Annotated in this window: 11 protein-coding genes and 1 pseudogene; 7 read left to right on the plus strand and 5 right to left on the minus strand. The window is 69.6% G+C overall.

The window, feature by feature from the left end:
• Positions 1 to 49: 49 nt before the first annotated feature.
• On the minus strand, positions 50 to 322 hold the full coding sequence (locus ACZ6R6_RS29425) for a type II toxin-antitoxin system PemK/MazF family toxin (protein WP_470098698.1): 273 nt from the start codon (positions 320 to 322) through the stop codon (positions 50 to 52).
• A 94-nt stretch (positions 323 to 416) separates the two neighbouring features.
• On the minus strand, positions 417 to 1,061 hold the full coding sequence (locus tag ACZ6R6_RS29430) for a Panacea domain-containing protein (protein WP_470098700.1): 645 nt from the start codon (positions 1,059 to 1,061) through the stop codon (positions 417 to 419).
• Between the two features lie 332 nt (positions 1,062 to 1,393).
• Between ACZ6R6_RS29430 and ACZ6R6_RS29435 the strand changes: the two are divergent.
• Together ACZ6R6_RS29435 and ACZ6R6_RS29440 are read left to right on the plus strand one after the other, a co-directional pair.
• A pseudogene (locus ACZ6R6_RS29435) lies at positions 1,394 to 1,600 on the plus strand (Scr1 family TA system antitoxin-like transcriptional regulator); the annotation flags it as partial.
• A gap of 14 nt (positions 1,601 to 1,614) precedes the next feature.
• Positions 1,615 to 1,824 (plus strand): DUF397 domain-containing protein, encoded by a 210-nt coding sequence (locus tag ACZ6R6_RS29440; protein WP_470098702.1) that lies wholly within the window; start codon positions 1,615 to 1,617, stop codon positions 1,822 to 1,824.
• 86 nt (positions 1,825 to 1,910) lie between these two features.
• Here the strand turns inward: ACZ6R6_RS29440 and ACZ6R6_RS29445 are convergent, their stop codons facing one another.
• Together ACZ6R6_RS29445 and drmD are read right to left on the minus strand one after the other, a co-directional pair.
• Entirely contained in the window at positions 1,911 to 5,912 is a 4,002-nt protein-coding gene (locus ACZ6R6_RS29445; protein ID WP_470098704.1) for an Eco57I restriction-modification methylase domain-containing protein, read from the minus strand.
• A 143-nt stretch (positions 5,913 to 6,055) separates the two neighbouring features.
• On the minus strand, positions 6,056 to 9,271 hold the full coding sequence (gene drmD / locus ACZ6R6_RS29450) for a DISARM system SNF2-like helicase DrmD (RefSeq protein ID WP_470098706.1): 3,216 nt from the start codon (positions 9,269 to 9,271) through the stop codon (positions 6,056 to 6,058).
• Positions 9,272 to 9,667: 396 nt separating this feature from the next.
• Between drmD and ACZ6R6_RS29455 the strand changes: the two genes are divergently transcribed.
• Together ACZ6R6_RS29455 and ACZ6R6_RS29460 are read left to right on the plus strand one after the other, a co-directional pair.
• A complete protein-coding gene (locus tag ACZ6R6_RS29455; protein WP_470098708.1) occupies positions 9,668 to 12,349 on the plus strand; it encodes a HelD family protein in 2,682 nt (893 codons plus the stop codon).
• 135 nt (positions 12,350 to 12,484) lie between these two features.
• Entirely contained in the window at positions 12,485 to 14,575 is a 2,091-nt protein-coding gene (locus tag ACZ6R6_RS29460) for an N-6 DNA methylase (protein ID WP_470098710.1), read from the plus strand.
• 95 nt (positions 14,576 to 14,670) lie between these two features.
• Here ACZ6R6_RS29460 and ACZ6R6_RS29465 read toward each other — a convergent pair whose 3' ends face one another.
• Positions 14,671 to 16,194, minus strand: coding sequence for a serine/threonine-protein kinase (locus tag ACZ6R6_RS29465; protein ID WP_470098712.1), 1,524 nt, complete (start codon positions 16,192 to 16,194; stop codon positions 14,671 to 14,673).
• Positions 16,195 to 16,393: 199 nt separating this feature from the next.
• On the opposite strand from ACZ6R6_RS29465, the gene ACZ6R6_RS29470 reads away from it, so the two are divergent.
• The 3 genes from ACZ6R6_RS29470 (at position 16,394) to ACZ6R6_RS29480 (ending at position 23,095) form a co-directional block, all read left to right on the plus strand.
• A complete protein-coding gene (locus ACZ6R6_RS29470; RefSeq protein WP_470098714.1) occupies positions 16,394 to 18,094 on the plus strand; it encodes a PD-(D/E)XK nuclease family protein in 1,701 nt (566 codons plus the stop codon).
• 95 nt (positions 18,095 to 18,189) lie between these two features.
• Positions 18,190 to 19,386: a pPIWI_RE_Y domain-containing protein gene (locus ACZ6R6_RS29475; RefSeq protein ID WP_470098716.1), complete on the plus strand. Its 1,197-nt coding sequence runs from the start codon at positions 18,190 to 18,192 to the stop codon at positions 19,384 to 19,386.
• On the plus strand, positions 19,379 to 23,095 hold the full coding sequence (locus ACZ6R6_RS29480; RefSeq protein WP_470098717.1) for a pPIWI_RE_Z domain-containing protein: 3,717 nt from the start codon (positions 19,379 to 19,381) through the stop codon (positions 23,093 to 23,095). The genes ACZ6R6_RS29475 and ACZ6R6_RS29480 overlap by 8 nt, the downstream gene beginning before the upstream one ends.
• Positions 23,096 to 23,118 lie beyond the last annotated feature (23 nt).

The raw sequence follows: 23,118 nt of genomic DNA on the forward strand, positions 1-23,118 counted from the left end.
CATCGAGGACGACGTTGCGATCGACCACTTGGGCATGGTGGTCACGCCCTCAGTCGGTGAGCCCCATGTAGGCGAACAGGTTTTCCTCGATCAGCAAGACGACCTGGGCCGGTAACCGCCCCAGGTAGTCGCCGAGCTCCTCCTTGAGGAAGGGCTGGGCGCATACCGTCCGCACCCAGCATTTGCTCGGGAGGTTGCCGAGTCCCTGGGCGAGCTTGACGCAGTATTCGGTCTTGAGCGCGGTGGCCGTCGACGTGGGGACGACGTATACCAGGGGCCAGGCGGCCTGCTCGTTCTTCGCGTCACCACTGAGAACGATCACTGGCCGTTTCGGATGGAAGTTGCGCTGGTCGTTGGGAGCATCGTGAGGGACCGGTCGGACACCAGGTAGACGCCACCCTTACGGATGGATCCCTTCACTGATCATCCATTATCTTCGCGTTGGCCCGCCTCAGACCGTCTCTCGTCTCCAGGAACTCCGCTCTGAGCGCGTCGCCGACCCCCGGGTCATCCTCCTGCGGAGGCCGGACTCCGCGCCGCGATCGGAACCGTTCACGAAGGACCCTCGCCTGCTTACGGCGCCGCGCTCGGTTGAGATCGAGCAGTGCTCCCCGCTCGCCGCCCGCCCACGCCTCGACCATCGGGGCGGTCTCGTAGGAGAGGTCTTTCAGATCGATCGCGTTCTTGCCTCCGTGCAGGCGAACCACGTTTCGCACGCACTCCATGTAGACCGGGTCGAGAGAATCCTCGATGTCGACGGTCAGGAAAAGCGCATGCGAGCCGTCCTCCGCGCTTCGCGTGTGGCGTCGCTCCACCAGCTCGCTCTCCACCACCCAGTCCTCGGCGCGGATGAGCGCGTGATCGTAGGGACCGTGATCGTCCCATCGCCAGGTAGCCCCGCTGAACTGGGTGCGCCCCGACTCGATGGCGTCCAGGTCGGCGAGATAGAGAAGCTTCGCCAGCTTCGCCTTGGTGATCTCGACATGCAGCTCGCGGGCCGCCTTCAGCACCGCGAGCACGGCGCCGGCCAGGGGATTGGGTGATTCGAGAGGTCTGCTCATCACGGCTCCTCCCCTGATCCGTCCCAATGCCACCGTACTCCTCGTCAGTCGTTTCCAGACGTGATCATCTGCGGCCTGCCGTCAACAGAGCGGCGCCACCGCGTGAAGCCATAATCACAGTCAGCTATGACATTGTCAGGCGATCGGAGCATCGCCCCAGCGACCGTCAGGCGGTCAGCGTGCACCACACGATCTTTCCACCCGGCACCGGCCCGTAGTAGCCCCAGCTCCTCGTGAGCAGATCGACGAGACAGAGACCGCGTCCCCCTCGTCCAGGTCGGGGAACCTGAGGACGGGCGGAGTACGGCAGGCGTCCCAGACTCGGAGCCCACCCGGGGATGCCCGGCAGCTTCATCCTCCTGAAGTCTCCTGCGGACGCCCCTGACGTGATCTACATCGACAGCATGGCCGGCGATCTGTTTCTTGAGAAGGAGACAGACATTCAGCGGTATAACGATATTTGTGAGCATCTTCGCGCGATAGCGCTCAGCCCTACCGACACGACCGCGCTCATCGCATCCCTACGCGAAGATCACTAGCGGAAGGAAGCAGGATGCAGCAGCCTGATCTCTCCGATGCGCGCTGGCGCAAGAGCAGCTTCAGCGGCAGTGGCGCGAGCTGTGTCGAGGTGGCGTTCATCAATGACGTCGTCGCCGTCCGCGACACCAAGGATCGCGAGGGCGGAACGCTCGTGTTCCACCGTGACGAGTGGACGGCCTTCATCAGCGACATCAAGAGCGGCGGCTTCGACAACCTCACCTGACCAGGCGCCGGGAACCCCCGACGGAGTCGGGAGCCCGGCGCTCGCACTTTCCGGCCGCATCTCTGATGTTTCGATGCCGCCGACTGTCAGAACAGATCCTCTTGGTCGGCGTTGGCCACAGTCTTGGACTTGCCCCGCGCGCCCTTCTTGGCCCCCTTGTCGTGGAGGCCCTTGGCAACCTCTTCGGCGTAGCGGGCATGGTTGAGCTCCAACAGCCGGTCCACAAACTCACGCTGTACGGCGGGACCGACCGTGTAGCGGATCTCCCGGCCTACGGGGTGGTGGCCATGGTCGAGCTGGTCGATCAGGTCGTCCCAGCTGTAGGCGCGACAGACCGCTTCGTCAATGCCTTTGTGAATGCGGCGAAGTTCGACGATGTCCTCGTCCTGGCACTTGGGATCGTTGACCAGGTTGTAGGTCGCGGTCAGACCGGCCTGGCGGGAGAGCATGAGGTTCCGACGAAAGGCGTCCAGGCGGTTACCGAGGTCGCGCATCTCCTGAGTTAGTTCAGGGAGGGGAAGGGTCTCGAACACGTCCGACGGCGAGTAGTTGATGTCTGTCTTCATCGTTGAGCTGCGGCTGACCGTCCACCAGTAGTGCGGGGCGCTGGACAGCAGCGCCAGCATCGCCGTGTCATCCGTCGCGAAGACGCCGAGCTTATGAGCGAACACCTGCCCAGTCGGCACCATCACCGGCATCACGACCTTGCTCACGAGCGTGATCACGATGACCCGCTTCAGCCCTGCAATGGCATTAACCATTGCAGGGCGTTTCTCAGCGTATTGCCAATAGCGCTCCGGAAGGGGTCTACGCAACACGTAGGTTCCATCCGATTTCTTGCGCTGACGTTCGGGCTTTACCCGATCATCGATGACAGAGAAGACGTCTGGATAAGATTTAGCTATATCCTCATCCCAGTCATAAAAATTTATAACCCAGCGACTTCCGGAGCAGTCAGGTCGCGAATTTAGATCCTGTCCATTCAGGTAAGAGAAAAGCACCTCACCATTTCGAGCGTCTTTCTCTATCAACAACTTCGCAGACTTGGGTTCCATTGTAAAACCCATTCCCAAGACATACGAACCAATGAAGGAAATTTCGGAGTTCGCAACAAATCGATGAGGGTTACCGCCGACACGAGATGCGGGATCGAGCGACGGCGCGATCGTTCCGACCGCGACACCATCCGCGATCCGCTCAGCTTCCTCACCAAGAAGAACATGACTGGTCCACACGGCGCAGTATTCCAGTACGGCGCTCTTCGACGGCCACGGCTTGCTCTTCACTGCCTGTCGGATCGTCACCCCGCCCTTCACAAGCTGGTCGAGGCCAACCTCACGCGTGTCGCCCTGGGCCAGCGTGTTGGTCGCGATCAGGCCAGTCTGTCCGTCCTTGTTCAACAAACCATGAGCGCGGAGAACGAAATAGGCGACTAGATCAGCACTCCCGCGCGCCCCCTGGCCTATCGCCTGGACCATGTACTCCCGATAAGCGACACCCATCGCCCCCGTGAGCTTCTGCCCTCCCAGAAAAGGCGGGTTTCCAATGATGGCGTCGAACCCATCTTCCGGTGACCCCTTCCCATTTCCAGAACGGTCAAACACCTCGGGAAAGGCCAGCGGCCAGTGAATCGGGTACCTCTCAAAGTTGCCCTCCGCCTGATCGGTGGTGAGCCACTCCTTCCGCAGTTCCCGAGCCTCCAGCTCGCCATTACCCCGGTAAACGTCGTTGGCGAGCTTCGCCGCGTGCTCCGACCCGGCCTTGAGCCCCCGCTCCCCCTTTCCCGCATGTGCCAGCGCCGCCCCCACCGCCAGGTCCGCGAACAGCCGCAACTGCGCCGAGGCGATGCCGATCTCCTCAAGCCGCGCCCGCTTCCGCCCCAGCCCGGCCAGCTGGTCCTCCCCCAGCTCGATGTCCGCGATCGTCCGGCGCCGCTCAGCCAGCTCGGCGACCTTCGAGCGCACCCCGGATGTCCAGCCGAAGAGGTCCTCGTGGATCGCCCGGCCCTTCACCGGGTCCATGTGCATGTATTCGAGCTGCTCGATCGACGTGATCCCGAGCAGCGAGTCTCCCGCCACCAGCCGGTCGTCCACGAAGGTGAACGGCCGGGACGGGTCCATGGAGACGAGCCAGAGCGACAGTTTGGCCATCTCCACGGCCATCGGGTTGATGTCCGCGCCGTACAGGCAGTGCTCGATGATCTGCCGCCGGGCCTCGACGACGAGCGGGTCGGCGTCGGCGTCCGCCGCCGTACGCTCCGGGGCGTTCTTCACATACGCGACGGCATGCTCGTCACCTTCGCGGGACCAGGCGTCCACCAGGGCGTCACCGAGGTAGCGGGCCGCTGCCACCAGGAAGGCGGCCGAGCCCATCGCGATGTCGGCGACCTTCAGCGCCAGGATCTCTTCCGACGTCTTCGGCTTCCACTGTGACCGGTCGGCGGTCTGCAGCGGGCCGACCGTGTAGATCAGTGGCTCCAGGGCCCCGGCGACGACCTCCTCGGCGAGCTTGCGCGGCGTGTAGTGGGTGCCGGTGTTCCTGCGCAGCGGCGACTCGGTGACGTACAGCGTGCCCGGCAGGATGACGACAGGCAGGCCACGCAGGTCCTCGCGGAGGATGCCGTAGAACGGCAGCAGCCGCCGGGCCAGCTCGGCGTTGCCATCGGTGGCGGCGAGGAGCTTGCGTGTCGCCTCCAGCTCGGCCGCCGCGTCGAGCGGGGTCAGGCGCCGGGCGAGGGCGCCGGCCGTGCCGACGCCGGTGTCCTTGTGCAGCTCGGCGAGCTTGGCCGCGAACCCCTCCCCCGTCGTACCGCCGAAGCCGGCGGCGAGACGTTCGAGGTCGGCCAGATCGACCTCCGCCTCCTTGCCCGGCTTGCCGACCAGCCCGACGACGGTGTCCGCCGCACGGAACCCCTCATACGACAGCAGGCCCTCATAGACGTAGCCGATCTGCTCGACGTCCAAGGAGCGGAAGCTGAGCCGGCGGCGCTCGCGGTTCTTGCCCGTGCCGACCTCGACGTACTGCACGGCCTTGAGCATGTGCAGGACGGCCCGGTCGTCGATGGTCAGCGGTATCCAGGTGAAGGTGTGCGGGTCGAACAGCGACCCGTCATGCGGGTGCATGCTCAGCCGGGGGTGGTCGACGCCCTGGTAGACGACCTCGAAGACGGCGAGCAGCCGATGCCAGGCACCGTAGCCGTTCTCCAGTTCCTCCTCGGTGCCCTCCCGGGCCCGCCGTTCCAGCTCGGCGCAGAGCAGACCCGCCGAGTAGGACGCGGCGTAGACCTCGTTACCGGCGGGAAGCAAGCCGCGCTCCTCGGCGAACAGCAGGAAGACGAGTCGCATCATCACCGCGACCGAGCCCCGGTAGACCTCGTCCGCCCCGATGTCGTCGCGCACACCCGCGCGGCCGATCGCGGTGACCAGCAGCTCGACGGCCTGACGGACCTGGACGCCGAGGGCCTCGGTGATCTCCTCCTGACTGTCCAGGCTGGCGGCCAGCAGCGCGGGCAGCCGCTGCTCCCTCGGCACGGCGAAGAAGCGGTCGACGTCGAGCAGCGAGACGAAGGCGCGGACGACGTCGCGCTCGGCGGCCTCCGGCCAGGGGACGGCGTCGAAGACGGCGACCGTGGTGGCGCCGCCCCGGGGCGCCCAGACCAGGGCCCACCAACGGCCGTCGGTGACCAGGCCCAGCTCGACGCGGTGGTGGCGGCAGAGCCGGGTCATCCGGTCGACGGGGGTCGCGGCCCACTTGGAGGTCCCCATCCGGGCCGTGGGGTGACCGCTGGTGATCATTCCCAGCAGGCGCACGCCCTCGGGCGCACCGGGACCGTTCTCGGCCCCCGGCTCGCCCGGCACGCACAGCGCGAACGACGGGGTGAGGGAGGTGTCGTGCTCGGGCACCTCGACGGTCAGCGCGTCGAGCCCGCCGATGTGCAGGGCGTCCTCCCAGCGCAGCAGCTCACGCAAGACGTAGGCGATCCAGGCGCGGCGGTCGCCGCCTACCTGCCAGGCGGTGTGGTGGAAGCGGAGCCGGTCACGCCGCTCCTTGCCCAGCGAGTCGAGCGCCGGCCAGGTGTCGCGGAGCACGGGCAGGCTGAGGAAGGGGCCCGAGACGTCGACCAGGCTCAGCCAGCCCTGGTGCTGCCGCGCGGAGTCGTGCTCCCGGCCGGAGGACCGGCCCGGGTGTCTGCGGGAGGACTTCGTGGCAGCGGTGGCGGCAATGGAGTGGCTCATCGGGTGGCCTCCCGCTTCGGCACGACGAAGACCACGGCCACCGGGAACCGGTGCGGCTGCGGGGCGCGGTACCGGGCCGCGATGACGGCGAGCTCGCGGTCGCGCTCCTCGGCGAGGCGGGACAAGCGTTCCTCCCAGGATCTGCGGTCCTTGCGATATTGGTCGAGCTCTTCCCTACTCCTGGCCGCCTCGATGCGGCTGAAGAGGGCGTCGTCCTCCTCGTTCTCGGCGAGCTTGGCGCGCAGCGCGGCACCGAACTGGTCGAGGTTGGCGACGACCCTGTTCTGCTCGGCCTCCATGCGCTGGGCGAGCTTGCGCTCCAGTTGGTGACGCTTCTGCTCCTTGCCGTCGACGCGCCAGTCGATGGACTGCACGACGGCATCGGAGACCTTCGGCCAGAGGCCGGCCAGGCGGTGCCGTACCGGGGTGGAGGCGGGAATGCCCTGGGTGAGCGCGCGGCCGAGGACGCCGCCGAGCACGGTCAGGTTCTCCAGCCGCCGGAACCGGCCGGTCTCCGGGACCCAACCTCCGGCGTGCAGGACCTCCTCGTGCAGGCGGACGCCGTCGCCTCCGACCAGGAGAAAGCGGAAGAACGCTCCGACCAGCGTGGTCTCCAGGGCGGGATCGTCGCTGACGACCGCGGTGACCCGGTGCAGGCCGATCTCGGGGTTGGAGACGGCGGCGCGCAGCAGCCGGGTGGACATGGCGACGAGCGGGTGGCCCAGGTGGGCGAGGACCACGTCGTCGCGGACCCGGCCCTCGGGGTCGAGGGTCGCCGCCGCGTCGAAGGTGATCGGGCGCTGCCGGGGCGGCTCGTTCTTCTTCCTGAGCTTGGCGGCGAGGCCTGCGGTGGCACGCTCCCAGGAGCCGATGAGCGGCGGCACGTCGTGCAGCCCCTCGGCGAGGTGCTTGTCGTCGAGGTGCTTGTGCAGCGGCTGCTGGCGGGCCAGGGTGAGCGCGGTGTCGACGACCCGTCTCACCCCGGCCGGGGTGATGCCGAGCTCGCGCACGGTGTCGTCGAGGTTGGCGCGGAGCCTGCGCACCTGCTCGCCGACGTTCGTCTCGGCCTGTACGGCCTGCGCCGCCTGTTTCGTCTCCCGGGTCTCGCGGGTGGCGCGCTCCACGTCGTAGTCGGGGATGCCTCCCAGCATCCGCCGCTGCACGGCGTCGGCCAGCACGGCGTTGACGGAGCCGAGGTCGTCCTCCATCTGGGCGACCTTCTTCGCCACCCGGGACAGGAACTCCAGATCGGCCTCGAAGGAGTCGACCGCCCGGTCCCAGCCGGTGCCGACGAAGTGGCGGATGTCGGGGTTGCGCTTCTGGCCCCAGCGGTCGACGCGGCCGATGCGCTGCTCCAGCTTGTTGGGATTGAACGGGATGTCGTAGTTGACCAGCCGGTGGCAGTGGTTCTGCAGGTCGATGCCCTCGCTGGCGGCGTCGGTGGCGAGCAGGATCCGCACGGGGTGCTCGGCCGGGTCGGTCTGGAAGGCCACCCGGAGCTGCTCCCGCTCCTCGGCGGCGATCCCGCCGTGCAGGATGGCGAGGTGGTCTCCGGCCAGCTCCTCCTGGCGGAGCAGCTCGGACAGCCACTTCTGGGTGTCGCGATATTCGGTGAAGACGACGACCCGCTCGTTGGTCCAATGCCCGTCGGGGCGGCAGACGGCCTTGAGGTAGGTGATCAGCTCGCGGGCCTTGGCGTCGGGGGCGGCGGCGTAGTCGAGCGCCCAGCCGCGCATGCGCCGCAGCAGAGCGATCTCGGCCTCGGTGGCGGCGCCCTGCAGCGGGGCCGCCATGGCGAGGGCGTCGTCCTCGGCCTCGGCGAGCGGCTCGTCGTCGAGGACGGCCGTCTGCTCCCAGTGCTCCTCCATCCACTCCGGGATCTCGTCATCGTCGTCGTCCGGGACGGCGGCCTGGGCGGCGGAGGTGACGGTGGCGAGGTAGACGCCGACCGTGTGGGCGAACGCGGCGGGGCTGGAGAACAGCCGCTTCTTCAGCAGCAGCGTCACCAGGTCGGCGGCCTTGCGCCCCTTCCTCGTCGAGTTGAGCCGGGCGCGGCGGAGTCTGGCGAACTCCTTCAGCAGCTCGTGGATCTCCCGTTCGTCGTCGGGATAGCGGACTCCGATGGCGTGGGCGGCGCGCTCCAGGAACCGCTTGGCGCCTTTTCCGTCGACGATGTGCCGCTTGAGCCGGCGCACCACCACCTCCTTCACCGCGGCGGGGTCGGGCTCGACGCCGCGGGCGAAGCGCTGGTCGTCGAGGATCTCCAGCAGCGCGGTGAAGCTGGCCTGGTAGCCGTTGTGCGGGGTGGCCGACAGGAAGAGGCGGTGGGTGAAGTGCGGGGCGAGGCGGCGGATCAGCTTGGTCTGCTGGGAGTCGACCGCGTAGACCTGTTTGGGCGCGGCAGGGGCGACGTGGTGCGCCTCGTCGAGGATGAGCAGGTCGAAGCGGCGCTCCAGCGCGGAGGGGTCGAGCACCTCGTCCAGGAGACGCTGCGCCTTCGGCCCGCGGAGCCAGGGCAGGCTGACGATGGTCAGCGGGTGGACGTCGAACGGATTGGCGGCGCTGCCGTAGGTGCGGCGCACGACGGCGCAGCGCTCGGCGTCGACGATGGTGAAGTCCAGGCCGAACTTCTCGGCCATCTCGTCACGCCACTTGAGGGTCAGTCCGGCCGGACAGACGATCATGATGCGGCGGGCGCGGTGCCGCAGCAGCAGCTCCTGCGCGACGAGCCCGGCCTCGATGGTCTTGCCGAGGCCGACGTCGTCGGCGAGCAGCAGGTTCACCCGGGGCGCGTCGAGGGCGCGGGCCACCGGCTCCAGCTGGTAGTCCTCGACGGCCACGCCGGAGCGGAACGGCGCCTGGAGCGTCTTGACGTCGGCGCTGGCCACGGCGGACCAGCGGACGGCGTCGAGGAAAGCGGCCAGTCTCTCCGGCGGGTCGAAGCTCTCGGGGGTCACCTCTGGCAGCGAGCCGCTCGGCAGGACGCGGCGGCCTGGCTCGACCTCCCAGACGACGTCGAGCCGGTCGCCGTAGCGGCCGTCCTCGACGCTCTGCAGGCCTACGAGCGTGCCGGCCTTTCCGGCGTCAACCTCGCTGACCACCCAGCGCTCCCCGCGGACCTCCACCAGGGCTCCGATGGCCGGCCCCTTCCCCTTGGGGGGCCTCGCGCTCTCCTTCAGGGGGGTCGCGCTCAGGGGGGTCGCGCTCGTCACCGTTCACTCCTCGCCGGTGGCTTCTCCACAGCATCCGTGTACGGCACGCCGTTTCCTGGCCATGGAAGACGTGATCACGGGGAGAGCACAGCTAGATGGGCTGACAGGGGTCAAGAATCGACGGGGTCGATCACCCAACGACCGTTCCGGGTCAAGGGCATAAACCGGACTGTATGCCATGGCTCTGTTTACGTCTACACAGAAAAAATCATTCGTGCACTTAGTACACGTTTAATTGAAAATGGTCTAACGTCCATCAGTGTGACGCGGCGCGCACACGGCCGGATTACCGAGCAGGACGCCATTCCTTGTCGATCCGGTATAAGCCGTATGCCCCACCGAAGGAAGCTCCAGCCCCGTCCAGCAGTGCGGACAAGCATCGGATCCGGAGGAAGTATGGACAGTGCCGACCGTGCCGCCGTGATCACCGAAGAGCAGCGTGCCGTCGATCACGCCCATGACTGCGTAGAGCGAAGACAGCGGAGCGCCGATCAGCTCAAGGGCGTGCACGGCTCGGAGTGCCATGACGCCGGACTCTCCTACGTCCCGGATGTCCCTCCCGAGTTCGGGACGTTCGAGGACCTCGGAAACCTGCCGCTCGTCTTCATGCGCGTCGACGTCACCGACGACCCGGACGGCCGGGAGACGTGGCGTGTCGGGCGTCGCTCGGTCCGCGACGCCGAAGGCGACCTCGTCGTGATCAACTGGACCGCGCCCCAGGCCGTCTCGTGGATGAAGGCTCGACCTGCCCGACCCGGCGGGATACGGCTCCGCCGCAGACTGCGCCTCGACGCGCGCACGGTGACCGACTATCTCGACGACATCCGGCCGCCGGTCCCAGCTCGGAACCCGGCGGTGGCCCACCCGGGCGACGAGGACGCCTCCTCCCCTGTGGATCTGCCCGTCCCGGACTCACCCCAGGTGCACGGCGAGCACGCCGACGCCTTCCTGCTGGCGGACCTCGACCGCGCACGCGACGGAGTCATGCGCGACATCGTGGAGACCATCCGGCGAGACCAGCTGGAGCTGGTCTCCGACGGGCGGCCGGGGGTGCTGGTCGTGCAGGGCGGCCCCGGGACCGGCAAGACCGCGGTCGGCCTGCATCGCGTCGTCTGGCTCCTCGACCCGGAGAACAGAGGACTCTCCCCCGACGAGGTGCTCGTGGTGGGGCCGCACCGGGAGTTCCTGCGCTACGTCGGCCAGGTGCTGCCCGGCCTCGGCAGCCGCGGTGTGGCGACCGTGGAGGTGTCCCGGCTCTGGGAGGGTGAAGTCCGCGGCGAGGGCAGCCCGCGGGCGCATCTGGTCAAGTCCGACGAGCGGATGGCCGAGGTCCTGCGTCGCGTCGTCGAGAGCGGCATCCGCCCCGAGGCGCTGGCCGCCCATGTCGGCGACGACGTCTTCAGCACGCCGTACAAGGGCACCGCCCTGACGGTCGCCGTCTCCGAGATCGAGGCGCTCGCCGTCGAGGCGCGCGACTCCAGCGGCCCCTACCTGACCCGCCGCCGTAAATTCGTCGACACCTTCGTCGACCGCCTGCTGCACAGGTATGCCAAGGCGCTTCCCGGTCACCGTCCGGACGACACCCTGCGATCCGGCATCGAGAAGCTCGGCAGGGTGGCCTCCCTGATCAACGCCGTGTGGCCCGCGCTCAATGCCGAGACCATCCTGCGCCGCACGCTGAACGACGCGGACGTGGTGCGTTCGGCGGCCCCCGGTCTGCTGACCACCGAGGAACGGCAGGCCATCGTACGGCCCCGCGCGGCCCGCGCCTCCGAGGAGCCCTGGACGCTTGACGACCTTGTCTGCCTGGAGGAGCTGCGTCACCTGTTGTCCGGGGAGGAGCCGCGACGCTACCGCCATATCGTCGTGGACGAGGCCCAGGACCTCACTCCCATGCAGGCGCGCTCCCTGGCCCGCCGCTGCCCCAACGGCTCCATGACCGTGCTCGGCGACCTCGCCCAGACCACCGGCGCCCGCCAGTACGACGTGTGGGAACGGCCGGCCCGGATTCTGAGCGGGCGAGACGGCTGGCGCACGACCGAACTCACCGCCAGCTACCGGGTCCCCCACCAGGTCATGCGGTTCGCGGCGCCGCTGGCCGAGGCCGTCTCCTCCTCCACCGCCGTTCCCACTTCCGTCCGCCCCACCGACGAGACCGCCCTGACGATCGCGCAGACCGGCCCCGACCGGCTGGCGGACGAGACCGTCGCGCGGGCGCTGGCCCTTGCCGGGACAGAGCGCGAGCAGGGGCGGTCGGTCGCGGTGATCGTCCCGGACGGCACCGTGCTGCTCGACGAGCTGAGCCGGAGGGTCACGGCGGCCCTGGGAGACACACCGGAGCAGGACGCCCCGCCGGTGGCCGTCCTGCCCGCGACCATGGCCAAGGGACTGGAGTTCGACCACGTCGTGGTGGTCGAACCCGCCGCCATCGTCGCCCAGGACGCGGCAGGACCACGCAGGTTGTATGTCGCGATCACCCGGTGCACCCAGTCTCTCACCGTCGTGCATTCCGCGCCTCTCCCCGCCGAGCTGGGCGGACCGGTGAATCCGGAATCCTCGAACCTGCCCCAAACCTCCGAAGGGGAGAGAACGAACATGCGACCTACTGAGCCGGCCGAGAAAGAGGCACAGGAGCACGACTTCCAGGACTTCGTCCTGACTCTGGAGGAGCAGGTGAGTGCCGACAGGCGGTGCCACGTCCACGAGCAGTTACGGCACAGCCTCCTCGCCGAGCTCCACGGAGCGCGGCTCGACCCGTGGCACACCCCCCTCATCGACATCGCCTGCAAAGGCCCCGAGGGAACGATGATCTACGAGGTGCTGGGGGAAGGCGAGCACACCTACCGGCACATGCGCGAGGCCGTACTACGCCTCATGGAGGTGGAGCATGTCGGCGGGGAACGCGCGGAACACCTGTTCCTCGTGCTCCCGCAGGCTCCCGAACCCGCCTGGGCGTCCGAGGTGCTGAACACGACACTTGGGATCACCACACTCTGGAGGGAGGGCACCGGCTGGGCGGGCATGGATCTCGCGACGGCTCTCGGCAGACCCTCTGCGGCCGAGCCGGCCACCAGGTGAACTCAGTCAATGGATAGGCTGCCGGGAGGGCCTTGCGGAAGGTGGCGCGGTGGTGCTTGCCTGCCGGAGCATGCCTCGCCCCGCGCCCTCCGGCTGCGGGGCCGCCGCCGTTCTTGTCCCCTATCCGGAGACACCATGCCTCCCTCTGCCGACCCGTCCGTCTCCGTCACTCTGGCGGAAATAGCCAGGATCGCCGGTGTCGGCCGCGCGGCCGTCAGCAACTGGCGCCGCCGTCACGAGAGCTTTCCCACCCCGGTCGGCGGCACGGACACCAGCCCGCAGTTCGCACTGTCGCAGGTGGAGGAGTGGCTGCAGCGGCAGGGGAAGATCACGGAGGTCGGCAGCCGAGAGCGGCTGTGGCCGGAGTTCGAGGCACTCGGCGACCGCGACGCGATGGGGACGGCGATCGTCGCGGCCGGGGCCCGGCTCGGTCCGCGGGGCACGGCGACGGAGCCCTCGATCGAGGCGGAGCTGTCCGACACCCAGCGGTCACTGGTGGAACGGGCCGTTGGCCTGGCCAGGAAGCACGGCGCCTACGACACCTTCGACTTCCTGCTCGGCCGCTGGCTCGACACTCATGTGCGGCAGATCAGCGTCACGCCGCCTCCGCTGGCGGATCTGATGGCCGAGGTCGCCGGGCTGTCACACGGGGGCGGGGCCGATGACATCGGCACCGTGCTGGATCCCGCGTGCGGCACGGGCGGCCTCCTGCTGGCCGCCGCCCGGCGGTGGGCCTCCCCTGCGGGAACACCTGCCCCAGACACTCCACTGAGGCTGCTCGGTCAGGACATCGACTCGGTCCAGGCGGCCCTGGCCGCCATGCGTCTTCTGCTCGCCGGGCACATCCCGGAGCGGAGCGCCGCCTGGGATGCCGACATCCGGCCTGGCAACACGCTGCGCGCCGACACGCTCGCGGACGTCCGGGCCGACGTGGTGCTGTGCAACCCGCCGTTCAACGAACGTGACTGGGGATACGAGGAGCTCGCCACCGACTCCCGCTGGACGTACGGCCTGCCGCCCCGCACCGAGTCCGAGCTCGCCTGGGTGCAGCACGCTCTCGCCCGCCTGACCCCTGGCGGGACCGCGGTACTGCTGCTGCCTCCCGCGGTCGCCTCCCGTAAGGCGGGCCGCCGGATCCGGGCGGCGCTGCTGCGCGCCGGCGTGCTGCGCGCGATCGTCGCGCTGCCTCCAGGCTGCGCGCCCCCGCACAGCGTCGCGCTGCACCTGTGGGTCCTCCGAGCTCCTGACGGAGGGGGAACGGAACCGGGGGCCGAAGTCCTTCTCGTGGACGCGGCAGACGTCCAGCCGGAGGCACCCGGAGGAGCGCAGCGGACGGGCCGGGCGGGAATCGACTGGCCGCTCCTGCGCAGGAGCGTGCTGTCGGCCGTACAGGCGGGAGACAGCGGAGAGGACCGGCCGTGCGCCTATGCCTCGGTGGCGGTGATCGACCTGCTGGACGACGAGGTGGATCTCACCCCGGCACGGCACGTGCCGGGGGCCTCGTCGGGGGGTCTGAGCCTGCGACGCTCGTGGACCCGGTTCGGCACCCTTCTGCACGAGTTACGAGATCTGACCACGACACTGTCCAAGCTCGAGCTGAGCGCGGACGACCCGAGCGGCCAGGGTGCGGTGACCGTGGGCGACCTGATCCGGGCGGGTGCGCTGACGCTGCGGTCCGGCCAGCAGCCGGCGGACGGCACGGTGCGCACCGGCGACGCCCCGGCGGACGCCCTGCCCGTCCTGACCGTCTCGGATGTGCTGGCCGCGGGCGGACCGGCCGGCTGGCTGCCCGCGCGGGAGTCCTTGGAAGGAGAGCTGGCGGGCACCCTCACGGTGACCGCCCCGGACGAGGTGGTGATCGTCGGAGCGTACCGGGCGTTCGACGCCTGGGTGGACACCGGCGCCCCCACGGTGCTGGGTCCACAGCTGTTCGCCCTGCGGGTGGACCCCGCGCTGCTCGACCCGTGGTTCCTGGCGGGCTGCCTGCGTGCCCCGGCCAACGCGAGGCGGGCGGGGACCCACGCTTCCACCTCCTCCCGCATCGACGTCCGCAGGCTCCAGGTGCTGCGCCTGCCGCTGGAGGAACAGCGCCTCTACGGCGAGGCATTCAGACGGCTGTCCGCCTTCGAACGATCACTGCGGGAGGCGGGGACGGTAGGCAGGGAGCTGGTGAACGGGCTGACCGACGGCCTGTCCGCCGGGAGGCTGCCCGGGGACCAGGCGTGATCGACGACCCGAGCGTTCGGGCCGCCGCGTGACCCGACGCGGATGGCATCCGCACCCGGTGCGCCTCACCGGGGTGACGGCCTACCCGACGAGGGTCACGACCCGCGGCGCCGGAGCGGGGTGAGGATCTCCTTTACCTCCACGCCACGCCCCAGCTCGGCCAGCTCGACACCGAGGTCCTCGCAGTGGAAGATGACCTGCTCAGTGAGATCGGCGGGTAGCGCGCCCGCTGCACCCGCCACGTCACGCAGACCGTTCAGCGCCGCGTCGAGCTCCCCGGCCGGGATACGGCACTCGGCGACCCTCAGCAGAGCCATCAGCCTTTCGGCCCGGGCCGCTGGATCAGCCGCTCGGCCGAGGTCGTCGACCTGCTGCCGGTAGAGGACTCCGGCCCGGAGACAGTCTCCCGCGATGCGCAGACTGTCAGCGCATGCCGCCTGGGCTCTCCGGACAAGCGGGTCAGCACCGAACTGACGCCGCGCGGCGGGAAGGATCTCGGCGAGGCGCTCGGTGGCGGGGCCGGCCTGTCCCTCTGCCAGTTCCTTCCCGACCTCGGCCAGCAGCTCTTCGACGCTCCGGCGACTGATCCAGGCGCCCGCCCGGCGTGAGCGGGCGGACTGCGGAGCCGCCACCGAACGGCGCGCGACGCCGGCATCCCCGTTGGGAAGTCCGTCCGGCGCCCTGAACCCGTCCGGCGCCCTGAACCCGAGCGTCGGGTCGGGGTCGACCCGGGGGTCCGGAGCCGGGTCGCCGGGGACGGGGAGGTAGGGCCTCAGCACCTTCAAGACGGCCTGGACGTTGGGAGGCCGGTCGCCCGGCTCCTTGGCGAGCAGTCGCAGGACGATCTCGGCGATGTCGTCCGGCACCCAGGGGGCGAACTCCTGAATCGACGGCGGGGCACTCTCCAAGTGCTGGCGGACGATGCTCAGTCCTGTCTCGGTCCCGAACGGCCGTCGGCCGGTGAACAGCTCAAAAATCACGCATCCGTAGGCGTAGAGATCGGTGCGCAGGGTGAGCGGCTCCTCCCTGATCTGTTCGGGCGCCATGTACCCCTTGCTGCCGAGCGTCGCCCCCTGCGCCGTGTAGCGGGTGACGCCGGGACGCAGCGGCAGGGCGATCCCGAAATCGATGAGGACGACAGTGCCGTCGCGGTCGATGACCACGTTGTGCGGCTTGAGATCGCGATGGACCAGCCGGGCCGCGTGCGCGCAGGCGAGGGCTCCGGCGATCTGGCAGGCGATCGCGACCACCACGGACCGCGCGAACGGCCACTGGGTCTCCAGGAACCGGTGGAGCGGCTTGCCCTTCACCAGCCGCATCGCGATGTAGGGCCGATCTCCGTGAGTGCCCCTGCCATACAGCTCCGGAATGCCGGGGTGACTCAGGCCGGCCAGGACCTCTCCCTCCCGCCGGAACCGGCCGTGCAACTCCGTCCGCCCCTGGTTCATGTGCTCGGTGTCGAACCACTGGCCGACGAGGTCTCGGACAGGACGGACGAGCTTGACGGCGACCTCACGGCCCTCCTCCGTGTCGCATGCCTCCCAGACCTCGGCCATGCCGCCTTGGCCCAGGAGCTTCACCAGCCGATAACGGCCGTCCAGCACGTCTCCAGGCTCCATGTTCACCTTCCGACCGGTGTTCACGCGTGTCCCGCAAATCGCTCATGTCGCCTACGTAACGACAGGAACAGCTTATGTGAACATGGAAGCGTCCAGTGCATCTCTTGACTAAGTTCACAAGTACTGCTCTTCTGAGACTGCTTGCTGCGCTCCGCCGCAGGAGCTCCGCCTGCATGCCCCACCGAACAGAGGGGATCCGATGACCGCCTGGGTTCCACCTGCCGGCACCACCGGCGACAGCTCGCTCATACGGACCGGCCTGCCCTCAACCCGGGAAGACGCCCGCGACTGCCCCGTCGCCATCGCGGCCAAGGCCCGTCCCCTGGTCCGGGCGGATCCCGAGCCGCCACGCCGCTACGAGCGGCTGCAGGGCTTCACCCTGAAGCCACTGATGGACGCGCTTGACCTGATTGAACATGAGGGCTCGACGGTCGCGCAGGCGATAGAGCAACTTCGCCGGACCCGCGGCACGTTCGGCCGGGAGAACCGTCCGCAGGCCCATCCTGGACTGCTCGAATGGACCGCCGCCGCGGTAGTCCGCTACCTCGCAGCCCGCGAGGCCGGAACGGTCGCGGGAGCGGCCCGCACCTACCCTGTGCGGGAGGAATGGGTGGGGCGGCGGATCCTCAGGGCACCCGATCAGCGCGGTGCGACGCACTACGAGCAGACCGCCTGGGGACGCCGCTACGTCTCCCTCGACGGGAGCGTCCGCGAGCTGTGGCTGCTGTCCTTCGGCACCGCCAAAGAGGAACGCTCCAATGCGGAGCTGGCGGTGGCCGCCCACACCGTCGCCTTCGGTGTCCCGAGCGCGTCGGGACACCGCGGGTTCTACCGGCCGGTGACGGGTCTGCCCGCCGCCCGCACCGGCCACCCGCAGCGTGTCCGCGTCGTCGGCGTCGGGTGCGGTGACGGTAGTAGCACCACTCTGCTCGACTGGGGCTTGGAAGAGATCCGGCAGCGCTACACCGAGCACGCCGTACCGGCCCTGGGGCGCGCGGTGGACGCCACCGAACGCGCCCCAGGCTCCAGCTGCGTCGGGTGCAAGGCCCTGAGCGGATGTACGGCGCTGCACAAGGCTCCCGGTGTGCTGGGCCTCGGCCCCGACAGGACGCGTCCCCGGCGCAGTGTGTCCGCCAGCGACCTGCGGACGCACGGCGAGTGTCCCGCCCGCTTCCACCTCACCCGGCAGCTGAAGCTGAGGTCCCCGCGTCCGGAGAGCACCGCGATCCTGCGAGGCCGTGCCGTCGACGCCTGGCTGAACGGGCGGCACGCCGCCCTTTCCGCCCGGGGGTGCCGGCACGCGGCGGGACCGGAGGATCCGGGCAACTGGTCCGCCGGAGGTCACGTCCTCACTGGTGAGGAGGCCCGGACCGGAGCCCGGATGATCGCCGAGCACGCGGCTCTGTGTCCCCTCGACGGACTCGGCCCCGGCGAGCAGGTGCGCGTCCAGCCTCAGCTGACCTGCTACGACCCGGGGCTCGACGTCGTCGTCATCGCCACCCCCGACCTGCTCCACACCCGGACGGGCGGATGGGTCTGGCGAGAGGTCAAGACGGTGGGCAGACACCTGTGGGAGGGCAAGCCATTGATGCGCACCTACCCCCAGCTCGCCCTCGCCGTCCTCATGATGGCCTCCGGGGTGCTCGGCGGAGACATGCGCCGGTCCCGGATCGAGCTGGAGCTGCTCTATCCGGACGACGGCGGCCTGGAGGAGCTGGACCCCGGCCTCCCCGCCGTCGTCGACGAGGCCCGCGCGGTGATCGCCGAGATGGCCGGCCCCTGGCAGCGGGACACCTCCTACGACCCGGTCCCCGGCCGGCACTGCGGCGGCTGTGAAGCCCTCGACTGGTGCCGCCCCGGCCGCGAGCACCTCGCCACGCTGCCTACCCCGTCCCGCTGAGAGCACCGGCCCCGGCAGATCCCCTTTCCCGGACAGTCCTTCCCGGGTCCGGTCTGTCGAGCCCCTTCCCGAGAACCCCGTCAGGAGGCCGCCCCGTGCCGTCGCCCCAACCTTCCACATCCCTCACAGACTGGTCCACGCACGCCGGTGTCACGCTTCTCCACACGATCGCGACGGCCGTGGTCCAGCTCGCCGAGATCACCGACCTGGAGTCGTTTGCTCTGCCCTACCGCGCCGAGGCCCAACGTGCCCTGGACCGCACGGTGCTCGCCTGCCTGCTACGGAGCGCTCAGCCTCCCGGGAGCCTGCCGGAGCTTCTCGCCTGGTGCCGCACCCGTCCGATCGAGGACTGGCCTCTGGAGCTTCCCCAGGACGCCTTCGGCCCGGAGGACCTTCTCATCGACCCCGACTCCGGTAGGCCCACCCAGCTGTGCCACGAGTGGTGGGTCCGTACCCGTGACAGCGCGGCGGAGCAGTACGACCGCATCGTGATCCACCGGGCGATGCGGCTGTGCCGGGAGAGCGAGGATCCCGAGTCCTACACCGCCTTCCGCCGTCTGCTGGTGGAAAGGCCCGTCCTCACCGAGAACGACAAGTTCGAGGTCGCCACCGACCTCGCGCTCGGACCGGTCCACGAGATCCTCGGGCAGATCTACGATCACGTCCCGGACAGCTTCTGCCAGAACGGCGTGTACGTCACCTGTGCCCGGTGCCTGACGCTGCTCGTCCCCCTCGCCGACGGCGGCTGGTGGTGCGAGCGCGATCATTGTCGTCGCCAGGGTCAGCCTCTCCCCGGGCGGAGGCTGCGCGCTGACGAGGTCGGGGCACTGTGGCAGCTCAAGCGGCCGCTGCGGCAGTTCGTCACCGGTCCCGGCCGGGCGGAGGTCGCCCTGGAGCGAGAGCTCAGGGCGCTGCGCCTGTCCGTCGAGATGTGGCCCGGCTTCGACGCCTACGACCTGCGGATCACCTTCCCCGACGGCTGGGTATGGGCCGTCGACGTCAAGGACTGGGCCCACCCGGGCCTTCTCGGCCGGGCCGCCACCGCCGTACGGCCTGAGCCGCCGTACGACGAGGCGTGCTGGGTGGTCCCCCGGCACCGTGTCGACGCCCGCCGGGACTACCTGGAGGTCTACGCCCGCAACCGCGCGCATGCTGCGGGCGGCCTCCCCCTGCTCACCGACCGGCGGCTGGTCGCCGCCGCGCGTGCCCGGCTGCGCGGTGACACCGGCCCGGCCGCCCGTCTCGCGCAGGCCGGCGGCTACCCATCTGCGGACGGAGCCTTCGATGCGTGACGCCGAGAGTTGGTATCGGCCTCTCGTCTCCGGTATCTCGGGGTTCTGGCCCCCGGAACAGACCAAGACCAAGCCGTCTGTGCTGTTCCAGGTGGAGCTTGGCCTGCGGCTTCTGGAACGCCTATGCCCTGAACGGCCCGCTGACGGCGTGTGGGTGCTCCTCAGCGGCTACCCGTTCGCCCGCGCCGGTGGCCTCACCTTCGCCGAGGCCGGGGAGCGGCTGCTCGTCCCGGCGCGGCACCTGCTGTGGACACTGCGCCGCCGCCGGATGTGGCTGCAGTGTCTGGAGGCCTATCAGGAGCTTCCCGAGCGGCTGCGCGGCTACCGCCTGCGTTCGGCCAGCAGCCCTGCCCTGCGGGTGGAGCCCATCGTGATAGCCGAGCGCTTCGCGACATACGACGCTGTTCTGGAAGGCGTACCTGATTTCGTCCGGCGCGAGCTGCCCCTCGCGGGACCTGGCTCGAACCGTTTCGTCGAACGCCGCCGGATCACCTCCGTCACCCTGCCCGAGTCCCTACGCCCCGCGCCCGCTCCCGGCCACGAGATCACGGGAACGGCCATGCGGGAGGGCCGGCCGCTGCGCGTGCCTCTGACGGAACTCGCGGAGACCGCCCGCTGGATGGACGACACCGAGCGGCGCCTCGACTCCGAACAGCGGCTCGGCCGACGTCCGGGTAACTGGGAGGGGCGCCTCAGCGACCTGGAACTGGATACCCGCACCGCCGACGGCCTCGGCTTCGCGCGCGCCGAGGCCCTCGACCTCGACGGGCTGCTCCACCTGGTCGGGATGGTCGGGGCGGGCAAGAGCACCCTGATGTCACTGATCGCGGTCTGGGCGGCCGGACGGGGACTGCGCACCACGCTGGTAGTCGGCGACGTCGCCGAGCAGCTCACACTCACCGCCCTCTTCCGGGAACTCGGCCTGTCCGTGGCCCCTGTGCTGGGCATGACCACCCGGGAGACCCACGTGCAGCGGCTGCACCGTCGTCTGGCCGCCCGCACCCCCGGATCGCTGCTGACCCACGACGATCCGGGCTTCGACAACCTGAGCACCGTCTGCGTCGTCGACGCCCTGCGCGGTACCGAGGCCGGAGAGCCGCTGCGCTACGCGGATGCCCCATGTACGGGCTTCTACCCCACTCGCAAGGCGCCGGAGCCCACTCCCGGCCGAACGTCGTTGCCGGACCCCTATCGGGTCCCCGTGCCGGCCCACGGCGGAGAGCGGCCCGAGCCCCTCGGCCGGGCGCACGGCTGCCCGATCTGGAGCGCCTGCCCCCGGCACAGCACCGCCAGGGAACTGGTCGACGCGTTGATCTGGGTGGCGAACCCGGCCAGTCTCGTGCAGAGCTCGGTGCCGAATCACCTCAACGAGGAGCGGCTGCGCTACCTGGAGCTGGCCTGCCTGCGCAGCGACATAGTGATCGTGGACGAGGCCGACCGGGTGCAGATGCAGCTGGACACCATGTTCGCCCCATCGGCGACCCTGGTGACCCGAGGACCCGAATCCTGGCTCGACAAGCTCCACACACACAAGATCAACGAGTTGGCGCGGCAGGGCCGTCTGCCGCTCTCCGAACGCGACGTCGAGCGCTGGGCCGTCTCGCTCGATGTGGTGAGCATCGCCACCGACCGGCTGTACGCGATGCTCATGAGCGACGAGGACCTGCGCACCTGGGCCGACATCGAGTACTTCAGCGCGTGGACCCTGCAGGAGAAACTGGTCGCCGGCTGGTATCCGGCTCCCGACGAGACCCCCACGAGCGCCTCCAGGACTTCGGCCGCCTCCGGCCTCGTCGACAGTCTGCCCGACGAGACAGTCCTCTACGAGGACGAGGAGCGACTCGTGCAGCCGGGGACCGCATCACTGCCCGGTCCGCAGAAAGCCTTCCCCTGGGCCGACCGCAGGCAGGAGGTGACCGCCGTACTCGACGCCTTCCGCGACGATCCGCTCGGTGACCACGGCCCCTACGGGACGGACACCGACCGTCTCGTCCAGGCCACCCACGATCTGTTGCACACCCTGAACGAGAAGGGCACACGGCAGCGAGTACGCACGGTGCTGGATCTGCTCCTCCAGGGCTCACCCCTCCTGAGCGATTCCCCGCCGACACCCACCCGCCGGCACATCGGCGAGCCCGACCCGGCTGACATCCCCGGCAGCGTCCCCTGGTACGACCGCACCACCAAACGGCTCGAGTTCACCCTCCTGCTCGCCGCGCTGCACCAGCGGCTCGACCGGCTCACCTTCCTGTGGCCCCGGGTCGAGGCCGCACTCAACCTCGACTCGACCGACAACGGACTCTCCCGGCGCCCGCCGCTCGACTACGTCCCGATCGTCCCCGAATCTCCCATGGGGAATGTCCTCGGTTTCCAATACCTTCCCGAGGAGCACGGCCGCGACTCCGAAGGCCGATGCAGCGGCACTCTGCGGTTCTTCCGGTGCGCCGGGGTGGGACGGGAGCTCCTGCTGTCCCTACCGAATCTGGGTGCCGACCCCGCCGCCGGGCGCGCGGGTCCCCACGTGATGTTGATGTCAGGCACCAGCTGGGCGGGCACCTCCACCCGCGCCCATGTCCTCGCCCCTGTCAAGGCTGTGCTCAAACCGGACGCCCGTGCGCTGGCCGCCATCCGGGACACCGTCTTCCGCACCCATTTCCTCTACGACGACGACAACACGCCACTGAGCCTGTCCGGTCAGGACCAGAGCGTGCGCCCGGCCGTGCTGCGCCAGATGATCACACGCCTGGGACGGTCCGGCCGGGGCGGGCTGCCCAGCCCGCTCGAACAGGAGCTCGCCCAGATAGGCGACGACGGCCGCCGCCGGGCCCTACTGCTGGTGGGCAGCTATCGAGAGGCGAACGCCGCGGCGGACGCCCTGCAGGAGATGGAGCGCTGGCACGGCCGGGTCCGGGTGCTCGCCGCCGACGACGCCGACCTTGAGCAGGCCGTACGAGATGGTGGTCTCGGCGCCGACGGCCGTACCCACGCCACCGCCGTACGCCGGGGGGACCTGGCCTCCTTCGCCGAAGACCCGGATGCCGAACTGCTGGTCGCCCCGTTGATGGCGGTCGAACGCGGACACAACATTCTGAACGCGCAACGTACAGCCGCATTCGGCACCGTGCTGTTCCTCGCCCGCCCGCACCCTCGACCCGACGACCTGTCACTGGCGGTCTTCGCGGTCAACGACTGGGCGGCGCGGTCCATGCGCGACCACCCGGATCTGGAAGGGACCACCTTCGGCGAGTTGGTGGCCAAGGCCGACGACCTCGACGCGGCGGGGCTCGCCTTCCGTCACGAGGCCCGTCGTGAGTGGCGCCGACTGCTCTCCCGCCGCTATGTCTACTCCCGGTTGAGCGCCGCGGAGAAAAGGTCCTTTGCCTGGGACCAGCTGGTGACGATCTGGCAGGTCATCGGGCGCCTGGTGCGCGGCGGCGTCCCGGCGAGAGTGGTCTTCGTGGACGCCAGATTCGCCCCCAGGCACGCGATGGCCACCGCGCCCGGGGGCGGCATATCCCGGTCCACCCGTTCCAATGCTCCCGGCGACGGCCTACTGGCCGGGCTGCAGGCCGTCCTCGCTCCCTACTTCGCCCCCGACGTCGACCCCATGGCCTTCGCCGACCCGGCGGATCCCGCCCTCGTCCAGATGCTCTACCAGCCGCTGTACGACGCGTTGTGCGCCATGACCACCCGCCCCTCCCGCCCCTGACAAGATCCTCACAACTTGGAGCT

The organism is Streptosporangium sp. NPDC048886 (genome assembly GCF_055586905.1).